The 13,972-nt window shown below is 67.3% G+C and carries 18 protein-coding genes; 10 read left to right on the forward strand and 8 right to left on the reverse strand.

The annotated features are described in order from the left end of the window. Positions 1-100: 100 nt before the first annotated feature. Positions 101-1,270: an outer membrane lipoprotein carrier protein LolA gene (locus tag AVZ66_RS05985; RefSeq protein WP_058982773.1), complete on the forward strand. Its 1,170-nt coding sequence runs from the start codon at positions 101-103 to the stop codon at positions 1,268-1,270. On the opposite strand, the gene AVZ66_RS05990 is transcribed toward AVZ66_RS05985, so the two are convergent. Both AVZ66_RS05990 and AVZ66_RS05995 read right to left on the reverse strand, forming a co-directional pair. Further along, positions 1,271-1,576, reverse strand: a complete 306-nt coding sequence (locus tag AVZ66_RS05990) for a hypothetical protein (RefSeq protein ID WP_058982775.1) — start codon at positions 1,574-1,576, stop codon at positions 1,271-1,273. Continuing rightward, positions 1,576-1,920: a winged helix-turn-helix domain-containing protein gene (locus tag AVZ66_RS05995; RefSeq protein ID WP_058982777.1), complete on the reverse strand. Its 345-nt coding sequence runs from the start codon at positions 1,918-1,920 to the stop codon at positions 1,576-1,578. Before AVZ66_RS05995 ends, AVZ66_RS05990 begins: the two co-directional genes overlap by 1 nt. Positions 1,921-2,007: 87 nt before the next feature. On the opposite strand from AVZ66_RS05995, the gene AVZ66_RS06000 reads away from it, so the two are divergent. The 6 genes from AVZ66_RS06000 (at position 2,008) to AVZ66_RS06020 (ending at position 7,063) form a co-directional block, all read left to right on the forward strand. Beyond that, on the forward strand, positions 2,008-2,484 hold the full coding sequence (locus AVZ66_RS06000; protein WP_058982779.1) for a hypothetical protein: 477 nt from the start codon (positions 2,008-2,010) through the stop codon (positions 2,482-2,484). Between the two features lie 56 nt (positions 2,485-2,540). Then, entirely contained in the window at positions 2,541-4,022 is a 1,482-nt protein-coding gene (gene cysS / locus AVZ66_RS06005; protein WP_058982781.1) for a cysteine--tRNA ligase, read from the forward strand. 76 nt (positions 4,023-4,098) lie between these two features. Then, positions 4,099-4,731, forward strand: coding sequence for a DUF6517 family protein (locus AVZ66_RS06010; protein ID WP_058982783.1), 633 nt, complete (start codon positions 4,099-4,101; stop codon positions 4,729-4,731). A gap of 225 nt (positions 4,732-4,956) precedes the next feature. Further along, on the forward strand, positions 4,957-5,094 hold the full coding sequence (locus AVZ66_RS16180; RefSeq protein ID WP_231727133.1) for a rubrerythrin-like domain-containing protein: 138 nt from the start codon (positions 4,957-4,959) through the stop codon (positions 5,092-5,094). Positions 5,095-5,172: 78 nt separating this feature from the next. Then, positions 5,173-6,675, forward strand: coding sequence for an HVO_2922 family protein (locus tag AVZ66_RS06015; RefSeq protein ID WP_058982785.1), 1,503 nt, complete (start codon positions 5,173-5,175; stop codon positions 6,673-6,675). Between the two features lie 67 nt (positions 6,676-6,742). Further along, the gene (locus AVZ66_RS06020; protein ID WP_058982787.1) at positions 6,743-7,063 is read left to right on the forward strand and encodes a cupin domain-containing protein; all 321 of its coding nucleotides are present in this window, start codon (positions 6,743-6,745) and stop codon (positions 7,061-7,063) included. Here the strand turns inward: AVZ66_RS06020 and AVZ66_RS06025 are convergent. The 4 genes from AVZ66_RS06025 to AVZ66_RS06040 all read right to left on the reverse strand — a co-directional run bounded on the left by AVZ66_RS06025 (position 7,060) and on the right by AVZ66_RS06040 (position 10,426). Beyond that, positions 7,060-8,295, reverse strand: a complete 1,236-nt coding sequence (locus AVZ66_RS06025; RefSeq protein ID WP_058982788.1) for a tripartite tricarboxylate transporter permease — start codon at positions 8,293-8,295, stop codon at positions 7,060-7,062. The two genes, AVZ66_RS06020 and AVZ66_RS06025, sit on opposite strands and share 4 nt — an antisense overlap. A 104-nt stretch (positions 8,296-8,399) precedes the next feature. Beyond that, positions 8,400-8,738, reverse strand: coding sequence for a 50S ribosomal protein P1 (gene rpl12p, locus AVZ66_RS06030; RefSeq protein ID WP_058982790.1), 339 nt, complete (start codon positions 8,736-8,738; stop codon positions 8,400-8,402). 2 nt (positions 8,739-8,740) lie between these two features. Continuing rightward, the gene (locus AVZ66_RS06035) at positions 8,741-9,787 is read right to left on the reverse strand and encodes a 50S ribosomal protein L10 (protein ID WP_058982792.1); all 1,047 of its coding nucleotides are present in this window, start codon (positions 9,785-9,787) and stop codon (positions 8,741-8,743) included. Continuing rightward, on the reverse strand, positions 9,788-10,426 hold the full coding sequence (locus AVZ66_RS06040; protein WP_058982794.1) for a 50S ribosomal protein L1: 639 nt from the start codon (positions 10,424-10,426) through the stop codon (positions 9,788-9,790). Between the two features lie 230 nt (positions 10,427-10,656). On the opposite strand from AVZ66_RS06040, the gene AVZ66_RS06045 reads away from it, so the two are divergent. Next, positions 10,657-11,457, forward strand: coding sequence for a trans-aconitate 2-methyltransferase (locus tag AVZ66_RS06045; protein WP_058982795.1), 801 nt, complete (start codon positions 10,657-10,659; stop codon positions 11,455-11,457). 118 nt (positions 11,458-11,575) lie between these two features. Here the strand turns inward: AVZ66_RS06045 and AVZ66_RS06050 are convergent, their stop codons facing one another. Then, on the reverse strand, positions 11,576-12,067 hold the full coding sequence (locus tag AVZ66_RS06050) for a 50S ribosomal protein L11 (RefSeq protein WP_058982796.1): 492 nt from the start codon (positions 12,065-12,067) through the stop codon (positions 11,576-11,578). A 69-nt stretch (positions 12,068-12,136) separates the two neighbouring features. Beyond that, positions 12,137-12,337 carry a hypothetical protein gene (locus tag AVZ66_RS06055; RefSeq protein ID WP_058984652.1) on the reverse strand — a complete coding sequence of 67 codons (201 nt, stop codon included), beginning with the start codon at positions 12,335-12,337 and terminating at the stop codon, positions 12,137-12,139. Positions 12,338-12,437: 100 nt separating this feature from the next. Here AVZ66_RS06055 and AVZ66_RS06060 point away from each other — a divergent pair, with 100 nt between their 5' ends. Together AVZ66_RS06060 and AVZ66_RS06065 are read left to right on the forward strand one after the other, a co-directional pair. Further along, entirely contained in the window at positions 12,438-13,550 is a 1,113-nt protein-coding gene (locus AVZ66_RS06060; protein ID WP_058982797.1) for a GTP-binding protein, read from the forward strand. A 1-nt stretch (position 13,551) separates the two neighbouring features. Beyond that, on the forward strand, positions 13,552-13,971 hold the full coding sequence (locus AVZ66_RS06065) for a hypothetical protein (protein ID WP_058982799.1): 420 nt from the start codon (positions 13,552-13,554) through the stop codon (positions 13,969-13,971). Position 13,972 lies beyond the last annotated feature (1 nt).

Genomic DNA, 13,972 nt, shown 5'->3' on the forward strand with positions numbered 1-13,972 from the left:
GGAGATGCGTCCTTAGTGGCTTCGCAAGCGGCCTTCAGCCCCGCGAATAGCGGAGAAGTTCGCCCCTTTTATCGTGGAGTAGAATAATCAGGTCATAGACATGGGGCGACAGACGCTGTTGGCGGTCGCGGTCGCCGCCCTCCTCGTCACGAGCGGCTGTAGCGGTCTCGATGTCCTCGCGGACGACGCGGAGACGCCGCCCGATGTCGATGTCGCCCAGCGGTACAAATCCCTCGACACTCTCGAAGCGACGCGCGTTCGGACTGTTGACACCGGCAACGACACCACCGAGACGCGCGCACTCGTCCGCGACGACGTCTCCACCGACCAACGCCGACAGTACCGCCGAATCCTCGCGCCCGAGTCCCGCGCGGGCGACGTGACTGTCGTCGACGAGTCCGGATTACTGATGTACGACGCCAGCGAGAACGCGGTGACCCATCTCCCGTGGTCGGGCCGTCGGCACGACGGGAACCGTTCGGCGTACCTCCAGCGGGTCGTCTCGGCGGCGCGCGACGGCGGCGATGTCGCGGAACCCTCCGACGGCGTCTCCCCACTTCCCGTCGTTCCCACGACCGGAGCGAGCGCCTCGATTCCCGAGGACGCCATCGAGGGGTTCGAAGTCGAGTACCTCGGGACGCGGACTGTTGCTGGTCGAACCGCCCACGGCTTCGAACTGACGGCGGTCTCGGAGGCGGCGCTGACCGTCGAGCAGACGCTGTGGCTGGACAGCCAGTACTACTACCCGCTGCACACGACCCACCGACTTGACTACCGCAACCGGACCATCGAGACGTCGACGCGACTGGAGAACGTCACCTTCGACGCCGGCCTCCCCGACGACGCCTTCGAGTTCGACGTGCCCGAGAACGCGACGGTGGAGACGCTGAACGTCTCCACGGAGTCCTTCGACTCAGTGAGCGCGCTCCGCGAGCGCGTGGACTTCTCGGTTCCCGACCCCGCGGTGCCCGACGGCTACGAGTTCGCGGAGGCGCGGTACGTCGGCGGGAACGTGACGCAAGCCAGCCTCCAGTACGTCACCGCCGACGACCACCGGCTCACGGTCACCAAGACGACTTCGTCGTCGAACGCGGGCGGGTTCACGTCTGGGGAGAACGTCACCGTCGCGGGCCGAGACGGCCAATATCTTACGACGCCGCGAACCAAGTTCGTGACGTGGTCGTGTGGGGACACTCGGTACGCCGTGGTCGGAACCAACCTCGACAAAACGGCGTTACTGGCCGTCGCGGACTCCGTGGGCTGCGAGTAGCTACGACGACGGCCGCCGGTACAGCGAGTACGCGATACACAGCAGCCCCGCGAGCTGGAGCATCCGGACGACGAGCCTGAACGGCGCCTCCAGGGCAGCGTCGAGGACGCCGTACCGGAGCATCGCGGAGCCGACGAACGTGGCGGTGTAGGTCACGGCGGTCAGGAGAATCAGCCCCGCCGAGAGGTACCGCATCGCCGTGCTCTGGTGGCGCCGGAACCCCCGGTAGGCGTGGTAGCCGATGAACAGCCCGACGGCGGTCGCGGCGAACGACGCGGCGACGTTGACGACGTAGAGTGCGTTCATTACAGTCCCTCCCACATTCTCGTGAAGCGGTCGGCGACGTCCTCGGACTCGCACTCGACCTCGGTGGTGAACTCGCCGTCGTCGAGTTCGAGCGTGAACCGCCGGAACGTCGCGCGGTAGACGCGGTGGTGGTTGCCGTCCGACCGGACGTTGATGGATTCCTCGAGCAGGTCGTGGTCGGTCAGGTCGTCGATTCGCCGGTACACAGTCGCGGTCGACGCGTCACAGGCCTCGCTCAGTTGGCTGGCGGACATGGGTTCCGTACTCGCCGCTGCGAGGATGGCGCGTGCGTGCTCGTCGTCGAGCAACGAGAGCACCGAAGTCGGGTCGCTGTCCTCGCTCACGGGGCGTCGTACTCGCCACGGGGGTTTAAAATGGCGGAGTGCTCGCAGTCGCTGAGACTTATGCTCCCCCGGCGCCGAAATCGTGGTATGACTCAGGCGGCGGCGACGCGCGAAGCGGTCGACGAACACCCGTTCCTGCGGCGAGCGCTCCGCGCGGGCGTCGTGAACCACGCGGCGGCCGCGCGCTTCCTCGACGTGGACGGCGACGAGGACGCGGTCGCGGCGGCGATTCGGCGGTACAGCGAGGAGCTACCGGGATTCGAGACCGACTCGCGGGACGCGCGCGTCTCGATGCGGTCGGGGCTCGGCGCCAGCGACGCCGGCCTGCTGGTCGTCGCGGGCTGCGGCTTCGAACCCGGCGAGGGGGAGTTGACGGCGCTGCTCGCGACCGGGGACGTGGACACGCGGACGCTCGCCGCGGCGCTCGAACGACTCCACGCCGCAGCTGTCGACCCGGTGGCCGCGGGCGTCGCCGAGGACACGCTCGCAGTGGTCGTCGAACGGCGGGACGGTGCGGACGCCCTGCGCATCGTCGAGAACGCGCTCGCCGCCGTTCCCGCCTGACTGGGTCGCCGTCGGTTCCGACGCTTTGAAACGCCGGCGCGCGTACGTTCGGCTGTATGACTCTCTACGTGTCGAACACCCTCTCCGGCGAGCGGGAGGCGTTCGAGCCACACGACCCCGAGGACGTCCTCGTGTACACGTGCGGGCTCACCGTCTCCGACGACTCCCACCTCGGGCACGCTCGCCTATGGGTGCAGTCGGACGTGATGGCGCGGTGGCTCTCCCACGTCGGCTACGACGTCCGCCACGTCCAGAACTTCACGGACGTCAACGAGAAAATCGTCGCACGCGCCGGCGAGGACGGCCTCGGTGACACCGAGGCTGCGGTCGCGCGCCACTACATCGACTCCGTCATCGAGGACATGCGCGGCCTCAACCTCCAGCGAGCGGAAGTGTACCCGCGTGTCTCCGAGCACGTCCCCGAAATCATCGACCTCGTGGAGACGCTCGTCGAGGGGGGGTACGCCTACGAGGCCAACGGCTCCGTCTACTTCGACGTCACCGCCTTCGAGGACTACGGGAAGCTCTCCGGGCAGCGCGTCGAGGAGATGGAAGCCCAAGGCCCCGACTCCGAGCAGTCCGAGAAGCGCCACCCCTCGGACTTCGCGCTCTGGAAGGCGGGCGCAGTCGACCCGGCTGACGCCAACGAGCACCGCAGCGACGACCTACCGCCGCTTGAGGAACCCGCGGGTCAGACGTGGGAGTCGCCGTGGAGCGAGGGGCGGCCGGGCTGGCACATCGAGTGCTCGGCGATGAGCATGGCCCACCTCGACGACAACATCGACATCCACGTTGGCGGACAGGACCTCGTCTTCCCCCACCACGAGAACGAGGTCGCACAGAGCGAGGCCGCGGCGGGCGGCCAGTTCGCCAAGTACTGGATGCACGTCCGCCTGCTGGAGACCGGCGGCGAGAAGATGTCCTCCAGTCTCGGGAACTTCTTCACGACGAAGAACGCCATCGAGGCGTTCGGCCCGAACGTCGTGCGGATGTTCCTCGTGTCGACGTCGTACACGCAGCGACAGACGTACTCCGAGGAGACCATCCAAGAGGCCCAGCAGCGCTGGGAGCGCCTCGAACGCGCCTACGAACGCGCGACCGAGGCGGCGGACAGCCCGGACGCGTACGCGAAAGTCGAAGACGACGACCTCCGGGCGGCCGTCGCGGACGCCCGCGAGGACTTCGAGGCCGCGATGAACGACGACTTCAACACGCGCGCAGCGGTGAGCGCGCTGCTGGAACTCGCGTCCGCGGTCCACCGCTACGTCGACGAGGCCGAACGCTACGACTACCGCGCGCTCGTCGACGCCATCGAGACCTTCGAAGAACTGGGCGGCGGCGTGCTCGGCTTCCAGTTCGGGAGCGTCGACGGCGGCGACGTCGAAGTCGCCGGCGACCTCGTCGAACTCGTCTTGGACATCCGAGAGGAAGCCCGCGAGGACGGCGACTACGAGCGCGCCGACGAACTCCGCGACCGCCTCGAATCGCTGGGTGTCACCGTCGAAGACACCGACGACGGCGCGACCTACCGGCTCTGACACCGCACCGGAACAACTTTGAATAGCTGACACGAGAGCCACCAAGCTTATCCTCGGCGACCGGCTCCTCACACCTATGCAACGACGAACGGCGGTCGCCGTAGCGCTGGCCGCACTCATCGCGACCAGCGGCTGTCTCGGTATCCTCGGCGGGGACGGACTGTCCTTCTCCGCATCCCAAGCCACGGTCTCCGAGGACGCGCTCCAAGAGACCGGCTACGAGGAAGCGAGCGTGAACGAATCGGTAATTACGCGCGAGTTCTCCGCGGCCGGCCAGTCGCGGAACGTCACCGTCACCAACTGGGTGGCGATGTACGAGCGCACCGTCGACGTACCCGTTCTCGGCGAGCAGCGAGCCGCCGTCTTCGGCGCGTTCTCCAGCCCCGAAGTGAGCGTCGTCGGGCAGTCGTTCAACCCAATCGACGACTACTCTGAGAAGGACCTCGCCCAACTCGCCCAACAGCAGTACGACGGCCTCTCTGTCGGACAGACCGCGAGCACCCGCGACGTGACCGTGCTCAACAAGTCCACGACGGTCACGAAGTTCGAGGGAACCGCAGATATTAGCGGGCAGTCCGTGGACGTCTTCATCCACGTCACGAAGGTCAAACACGACGGCGACTACGTCGTTGCGGTCGCTATCTACCCGCAGGACCTCGACGGCGAGCAGGAAAACGTCGACGAGCTGCTGGCCGGCCTCGAACACTGACGCAGTTCGCTTCGCCCCCGCAGACGCGCCCGAAGTAGGACGCGCGTCCACTCATCGCACTCCACCTTCTCGAAAACCAGACGTTGTGATTATTCTATTGCGCTTTAGCAGTTGGGTGTTTGATTCTGGTCGTTTTGGAGTGAAATACTAGCAATAACGATGCCCTAAATCAGTATTATGGTCACACTTACCACTGGTTGTGTGATACCGATACGCATGGTCCGAATGGATTCGTACACGCCCCCGTCGACGAGCCGCTACGAGTGCACCGGCTGTCTGAGCCGCTTCGAGCGCGACTCCCACATCGTGGCGTGCCCGGAGTGTGGCGAGCCAGTACGGAACGTAACAGTTCCCCGAGAGTAGCGCCAGTCCGGCCAATTTCGCGCGCGGCGAGTCAGACCGGCGAGTGGGTTTTTATACCTAGTCTGTGATTCGTCGTACATGTCAACTCCAGACAGCGGGGACGGAGTACTGGGCTTCTACGAACGACAGATCGGACGAGCCCAGACCGCCGACGAGGTGTACGGCTACCTCGTGTTCGTCGCTGGGCTGGTGCTCGGAATCGTCGGCATCCTGCTGTTCTTACCCAGCGAGTCCGCCAGCTCGCTGCGCGAGTACAGCGTCGCCGTCGGCGCCGCCGGGTTCGCGCTGCTCATCGCCGGCTCTGTCATCCGGCTCCCGCTCCAGCGAGCCGCGACGATAGCCGTCTACCTCGGCGCGCTGCTGTGCGCCGCCGCCATCGCGTGGTTCTTCGTCGTGTTCCCCGGCGAGTGGCAGGTCGCGACCGGTCACCAGGGCGTCATCGCGCTCTACGTCGTCGGCATCGCAATCATCGGTGCCGGCGGCGTGCTCGTTCCGCTGCTCACGACGACGCGAACAACCGAAGCGACGGCGGCCGCACGCGCCGAAACCGCGGAGCGCGACCAGCGCATCGAGGACGTCGAGAGCGAACTCGAAGCCGCCGAGCGCGCCCGCGACGAACTCGACGGCGAAATCGAGTCCCTCCGCACGAGCCAAGCGCAGTTCGAACTGTACGAGGACAAGGCCGGCGAGTTCCGGTGGCGGCTCCGCCACCGCAACGGCAACGTCGTCGCGGACAGCGGGCAGGGCTACACGCAGAAGCACAACGCCCAGAAGGGCATGCAGAGCGTGCGCCGGAACGCGCTCGGTGCGGGCACGATTCACGCGGTTTCGGAACCCGTTGAGGACGAAACCAAACTCGACGACCTGCCGATGCTCCCGGACGCCGCCGAGGAGAGCCAAGCGACCATCGAAGTGTACGAGGACAACGGCGGCGAATACCGCTGGCGACTCGTCCACGACAACGGGAACATCATCGCGGACAGCGGCGAGGGCTACACGCGCCGCCGCGACGCCGAGCGCGCCGTCGAGGGCGTGCGGCGAAACGCCGGCCCCGCGTCGTACCTCACGTTCGACCCGACGTCGTTCGAAATCTACCGCGACGTCGCCGGCGAGTGGCGATGGCGGCTCGTCCACAAGAACGGAAACATCCTCGCGGACAGCGGTGAGGGTTACTCCCGCCGCCGCGACGCCCGTCGCGCGGTCGACCGCCTGCAGGACCGCGTCGCCGACGCCGACTTCGACGTCTACGAGGACGCGGACGGCGACTACCGCTGGCGGCTCCGCGCGGAGAACGGCAACGTCGTCGCCGACAGCGGCGAGGGCTACACGCGGCGCGGCGAAGCCGAGGACGCCGTCGAGCGCGTCCGCAACTACGCGCCGGACGCCGACGCGCTGGACGTCGGGTTCGCGGCGTTCGAAGTGTACGAGGACAACGGCGGCGAGTGGCGGTGGCGGCTCCGCCACCGCAACGGGAACATCATCGCCGACGGCGGCGAGGGCTACAGTTCCCGGACGAAGACCCACGACGCCATCGAGAGCGTGAAGCGCGACGCGCCCGGCGCGGACGTCGAAACCAAGTAAGCCGACCTACTTCTTTTGCGAACGTGTTCGCCCGAGACGTTTGGGTCTCGCCGTGCGAACTACGGACGTGACCGACGACACGCCAGCCGTCGAACTCGCGGACGTCGACGCACTGACCGAGGCGCCCCACGCAGAGGTGTTCGAAACGCGGACTCCCCGAACCGTACGACTCGCACTCGACGAGGGCGAGTCCGTCCCCGCCCACCAACACCCCGACTCGATGGTCGTCCTCTACGTTCGCTCGGGCGCGCTCGAACTCGCGCTCGGTGACGACATCTACGACCTCGAACCCGGGGACGCCGTCCGGTTCGACGGCGCACAGGACGTTTCCCCGCGAGCCGTCGAGACGGCCGAGGCGCTGGCCGTCTTCGCGCCGAAAACCGACTAGCCGAGCGCCAGTGGCACGAGCAAGACGGCCATCAGGTGGACGCGGCGCGCGCCGAACTGCGGCGGAATCAGGCCGACGAGCGTCGCCACGCCGAGCAGTGCGACGCCGACCCAGCCCGCTAACACCCACGCGAGCACGACCAGTAGCGCGCAGACGCCAGCAGTGAGTCGCCGGTGGTTCAGCCGGCGCACGAGACGAAAGTAGCGGTCGCCCAACACGGGCACGAGGACGGCGCCGGCGCACGCCGCGAGCGCGACGCTGGCAAGCAACAGCGGGAGCGTCCGCGGGAGCGACGCGCGCTCGAACGCGACGAGCACGCCGGTGTGGGGAGCACCGAGCGCGAACAACGCGTACAGCGCAAAGACGGTATTTGCCGTGTTGACGCCGGAGAGCGCCGCGACGAACGCCCGGTCGCCCTCGGCGCGCGCCGCCTCGACAGCGAACACTGCGGCGATGGCGCCGGAGACGCCGGGGACGTACGCGACTGCGGCGCCCGCGAGACTGCCCGCCAGTCCCGGGCCAGCAACAGAACGCGGACCGTCCGCAACAGCCGGGTCGTCCTGTTCGGGGACGCCGACCCCGCGGTAGGCTTCGATGAGGACGGGTGCGCCGAACAGGCCGGCGAACAGCGGCGCGAGTACGCCACCCGTCGGCAGCACGCCGTCCACCTGCATCGGGAGCGCGATGACGCCGAGCGCGCCGCTCGCGGCGACTGCGAGACACGCTCCGAACCGGGCGCGTCGCGTCGGTTCGCGGGCGAGCAGGACGATTATGAGCGCGGTGACGACGACGGCGAGGTGTTCGTAGACGAGCGGCGCGACGACGGTGGCGGCGAGGGTGACGGGGACGCCGAGGACGAACGCGACTGCGACTGCGACGCCACTGCCGAGCGCGGAGACGCGTAGCGCCTCCCGGCCGCGCCCGCCCATCACGAGGCGGTGGCCGGGGAGCGCGCTCACCGCCATCGCGGGGTCCGGCACTCCGAGCGCCAGCGTCGGCACCACGTCGAGAAATGAGTGGGTCACGCCCGCCGCGAGCATCGCCGCGCCGACGAGCTGTGGCGGCCCCGGAACGGATGGCGCCGCGGCAGCCAAAAGCAGTGCGAGGGTGTTGACGTGTAGTCCGGGGACGAGTCCTGAACACGTCCCCAGCAGGACGCCCGCGGTGACCGCGGCCAGCGCCGCCGCTGACGCATTGGGAGAGACGAGTACGCGCACGCCGGCGACGTCCATCGCGGTGAGTTGGTCGTGCTCTCGTACTTCAAGCTACGGGCGAGCGGTGAGCCGTCGGCTGGTCGGCGTCGCGTCGAAAGAAAACGGGCAGTCGTGGAACCGGATTACCCGAAGAGGTCGCCGAGACCTTCGCCGCTGGCCTCTTCGTCCTCGTCGTCGCCGGCTTCCTCTTCTTCCTCGGCCTCGGCCGCTTCCTCGGCCTCGTCCTCGGACTCCTCGGCTTCCTCGTCACCGCTGGAGGCGCCCGCGGCGGGCGCAGCAGGAGCGGCAGCCGCTTCGGCGACGGCTTCCTCGATGTCGACGTCTTCGAGGGCCGCGACGAGCGCCTTGACGCGGGATTCCTCGACGTCGACGCCGGCGGCCTCGAGGACGCCGGTGATGTTGTCTTCGTTGATCTCTTCGCCAGATTCGTTCAGGATGAGTGCTGCGTAAACGTACTCCATTGTTAACCAAACATCTCCCCGAGGCCTTCGGCGCCGTCGCCTCCGTCTTCGTCGTCGTCGGAGTCGTCGGCGTCTGCCTCGGATTCAGGTTCTTGTTCGTCGCTCTGTTCGTCCTCGCTGTCCTCGTCCGGCTCCGCCGCCGCTGCGGCGGGCGCCTCGACGTCGCGGAGCTCCTCGGGGAGCGCGTCCTCGTCGTCGATCTGGGCGGCGAGCGCACGAACCTGTGCGTCCGCTTTGCTGACGAGGTCGTCCGCGAGGTCCGGGCTCTCGATGGACGCCTGCAGGCCGAGGCTCTTGGCCTCGCCCTGTGCCTTCCGGATGAGCGTCGGCGCGGTCTGGGTCGTCGGGTACTCCGCGTTCACGGAGAGGTTCCGTGCGGACGCGGCCGCGGACTGGATGTCCGCGCGGTACTCCTCGACGTCGATTTCGAGTTCGTCCGGGGTGAACAGGACGCCCTCGGAGTAGACGCCGCGGAGGTCCAGGCCGACTTCCTTCGGCTCGATGCCGAGCTCGGTCAGGACGTTCGCGACGTCCGTGGAGACCGTGTCGCCTTCCTCGACGACGACGGAGTCCTCCATGACCTTGATGGAGCCTTCCTGGATGCGCGCGTTCGCACCAATCTGCTGAAGTTCGCCGACGAACGGACCCGGGTCGATGCCGGTGTCGCCCTCGGGAACGACGATGTCGTTGGGCGCGACCTCGCCCGCGTTGATGGGCGCGGGCGTCTTCGACTCTTCGAGCTGCTGGAACAGCCCGAACGGGTTGTCGTTCGTCGCGACGAGGCCGACCTCACCGGAGATGTACTGGGTGAGGTCTTCGAGGCCGTCGTCGACCTCTTCGAGCGCGCGAACGAGGAGCGTGTTCCGGCTCATGCGGAGCGCGGCGCTGCCGTGCAGGCCGCGGCGCATGTCCTGGAGCTGCTTGCTCGGGATGCCGGTGACACTCACGACGCCGACGCTGTCGTAGGTCTCCAGCAGGTCGACGAGCTCGTCGACTTCCTGGCGCTTCCACTCGGGGATAGTGTCAGTCGTGCGTTCTTCAGCGGACATCTAAGCCACCTCCACGGCGGGCCCCATCGTCGTCTTCACGTAGACGGCGTCGATGTTGAGCGGGCCCTTTTCGAGGTCCGCGTGCAGGCGGCGCAGAATGACGTCGATGTTGTCCGCGATGTTCTCGGCGGACATGTCCTCCGCGCCGACGCGCGTGTGGAACGTGCGCCGGTCGCGGCTGCGAAGCTGCACGGTGTTTTTCATTCGGTCGACTGTCTCGACGACGTCGTCGTCGGGCTGGAGCGGCGTCGGCATCTTGCCGCGCGGACCGAGCACTTGACCGAGCGCACCCGCGATGTCTTGCATCATGGATGCTTCGGCCACGAAGAAGTCCGTCGCGTCAGCGAGGTCCTTCGCGGCGTCGGTGTCGTCGGCGAGGTCGGCGACTTCGTCGCCACCGTAGACCTCGTCCGCGACTTCCTCGGCTCGAACTGCGGTCTCGCCTTCTGCGAAGACCACAATCTGTGTCTCCTGTCCGGTGCCCGACGGCAGTACGACGCCCTCGTCGACACGATTCGACGGGTCGTTGAGGTCGAGGTCGCGCAGGTTGATCGCGAGGTCCACCGTCTCACGGAAATTCCGCTCTGGGGCCTCCTCGAGTGCGCGAGCTACGGCCTCTTCAATATCGTTGTCTGCCATCTTTCACCTCCGTAGTGCATTGACCCTGTGAAGGTCGGATCTCCTACGGGTCAGTGAAACAGGCGAAGCCTGTCTCGCTTCGAGAGAGGGGCATCGCGCCCTTAAAACCGTCGAACCACCCCGAGTAGCCGCGTGAACTGTCCACACGGCCGTTTCGGGCGACCGAGAGCCAGCCAGCACCCCCCGGAGCGACACCGTAATGCGCCCGCGCCCCGAGACGAGACCCACGAATGGCGCCACCGAGCGAGGACACCGACAACGGGACAGCGCCCAACGACTGGGACAGCGACGCGTACGACGGCAGCCACTCGTTCGTCTTCGAGTACGGCGAGGGTGTCGTCGGCCTCCTCGACCCGCAGCCGAGCGACCGCGTCCTCGACCTCGGCTGCGGCACCGGCCACCTGACCGCGGCCATCGCGGACACAGGCGCGCGCGTCGTCGGCGTGGACCGCGCGGCGACGATGCTCGCGGACGCGCGAACGAACTACCCGAGCCTGGCGTTCGTCCGCGGGGACGCCCGCGAACTTCCATTCGCGGCGCCGTTCGACGCCGTGTTCTCGAACGCCGCGCTCCACTGGATTCCCGGCGACGACCACGGCGACGTGCTGGATTCAGTTTCCGGTGCGCTCCGCCCCGGCGGTCGGTTTGTCGCCGAACTCGGCGGCGCGGGCAACGTCTCGGCCATCGTGGACGCGGTCAGCCGAGAACTCGAATCTCGCGGGCGCGAGGTCGAGAACCCGTGGTACTTCCCGACCGTCGGCGAGTACGCCAGCCGACTGGAAGCCCGCGGCTTCGAAGTCAGGTACGCCGCGCACTTCGACCGGCCGACCGAGCTGGACGGCGGCGACGACGGCCTCGTCGAGTGGCTGGGGATGTTCGGGGACAGCCTGCTCGCGGATGTCCCCGAAGGAGAACACGACGACGTTCTCGCCGCCGTTGCCGATGACCTCCGAGATGAGTTGTACGAGGACGGTACGTGGACCGCTGACTACCGGCGGCTCCGCTTCGAGGCAGTCAGAACGGACGCGTAACGGGAATCGAGAGGAGAGTCGAACTGCGGCTTACGCCGCCGCTTCCTCAGCGCCAAGAACACCGCGGAGCGAAGCTCCGCGAGCCCTCGACGCGTCGATTTGCGGCTTACGCCGCTGCTTACGCTGCCGCTTCTTCCGCGCCGAGAACTTCGTCGTACTCGCCGGACGCGACGCGCTCGTTGAACGTCCGCGCGTCCTCGCCCTCGATGGTGACGCCCATGGAAGCGCAGGTGCCCGCGACTTCCTTCGCGGCGTTACGGGTGTCGTACGCCAGCAGGTCGGGCTTCTTCTGCTCGGCGATGGTCTTCAGCTGCTCGATGGAGAGGTCCGCGACGAACTCCTCGTTGGGCTCGCCGGAACCGGTCTCGAAGCCGGCCTCGTCCTTCACGAGGGCGGCCGTCGGCGGGACACCGACTTCGATGGTGAACGAGCCGTCCTCCTCGTACTCGATGGTGACCGGGACCTCCGTACCGTCGAAGGCGGCGGTCTGCTCGTTGATTTCCTGTACGACTGCCTGCACGTCGACGGGCGTCGGTCCGAGCTCGGGACCGAGCGGCGGGCCGGGGTCGGCCTGGCCGCCTGCCACGAGCACTTCGATAGTCTCAGCCATACCCGAACGAACCGTCGCCGCGGCTTTAATCCTTTCTTTCTCCGGAGCGCCAGTCGGTCGCCGAGCCGGCTACGGGAGGCTCACGCCCTGCCGAGCGAGGTACTCGCTGACGTTCTTGATGACGACGGGGCTGCCGATGATGCGCACCGTCTCCTCGCGTTCGAGAAAACTCACCGTGAACTCCTCGTCGATGTCCTCGCGGTACCCCTCCAGCGTCGAGGCGGGCAACACGATCTGCGTGCTGTCGCGCAGGTTGGAGGGGTCCGGCATCACCGGCATTCTCTTGAGACGAAGTATGAACGTGTCGAAAACAATCCCTGTCGGGCGGGAGGGAAAGCGCTTTTCGGCGGCAGTAGCCTACTGCAGAGTAATGGGTCTGGAGGAGGAAATCGAACAGCTCGAAGAAGAAATCTCGGAGACGCCGTACAACAAGTCCACGGAGGCGCACATCGGCCGCCTGAAGGCGAAGCTCGCCGAGAAGAAGGAGAAACTCGAGAAACAGCAGTCCGGCGGCAGCGGCGGCGGCGGGTACGCCGTCGAACAGCACGGCGACGCCACAGTCGCGCTCGTCGGGTTCCCCTCTGTCGGGAAGTCCTCGCTCATCAACGCGATGACGAACGCCGACAGCGAGGTCGGCTCCTACGAGTTCACCACGCTCGATGTCAACCCCGGGATGCTGGAGTACCGCGGCGCGAACATCCAACTGCTGGACGTGCCGGGGCTCATCGAGGGCGCGGCCGGCGGCCGCGGCGGCGGGAAAGAAATTCTGTCCGTGATTCGGGCGGCGGACCTCGTCATCTTCATGCTGTCCCCGTTCGAAATCGAGCAGTACGACCGGCTCTCTGAGGAGCTCTACAACGTCAACATTCGCGTCGACGAGGAGCCGCCGTCGGTGACCGTCCGCCGGAAGGGCAAGGACGGCATCGACGTGAACACCTCGGGTGACCTCGAACTCGACCACGACACCGTCAAGGAGATTCTCCGCGAGCGCGGGTTCATCAACGCCAACGTCACCATCCGCAGGAACCCCTCCGTGGACAAACTCATCGACGGCATCATGGACAACCGCGTCTACATGCCGTCGCTCGTCGCGGTGAACAAGGTCGACCTCATCGAACCGTCCTACGCGGAGACGATGAAGGAGAACCTCCGCGAGCACGGCATCGACCCCGACGACGCCATCTTCATCTCCGCGGAGAAGGGGAAAGGGCTGGACTCCCTCAAGGAACGAATGTGGGAGGAGCTCGGGCTCATCCGCATCTACATGGACAAGCCCGGCCGCGGCGTCGACTACGAGGAGCCGCTGGTCATCCGGCGGGGAGAGACCGTCGACGACGCCCTCCAGAAGCTCGGCGGCACGCTCGACGAGCGCTTCCGGTTCGCGCGCGTTTCGGGGCCGTCCGCGCAACACGACGACCAGCAGGTCGGCCGCGACCACGTGCTCGAAGACGAGGACGTCCTGCGCGTCATCGCGCGGCGGTAGCGTGACGAGCACCTGGCAGCGCCTCGCAGCAGTCGTGCTCGCGGGCGTGCTGCCGTGGGTGGTCGTCACGTTCGACGGCGGCTGGTATTCGGTCTTCTCCGTCGGCTTCCTCCACCTCGACCCGTTCTCGTTCACGTCCCTGCCGGAGTACGTCGCTCACGTCGGAAGCGTGCCGCCGCGCCTGTCCGCGTGGCCGACCGCGGTGTTGCTGTACGGGGCCGCACTTGCGACGGCAGTCGTCGATGACGCCGTCGGACTGGACTCGCGGATTCCCGCCGGCTTGCTGTTCCTCGCGGGCGTCGATGTCGGCTTTCTCGCGCTCTCGCTGTCCCGTCAGTCCACGATTCTCGCGTTCCCCGTGGGCGCGCTGTGGCTGTGGGCGGCCGTCTGGGTGGGGTACGGCGACGAACTGCTGGACTGAG

It is taken from the genome of Halobacterium sp. CBA1132 (assembly GCF_001485535.1).
GTDB lineage: Archaea > Halobacteriota > Halobacteria > Halobacteriales > Halobacteriaceae > Halobacterium.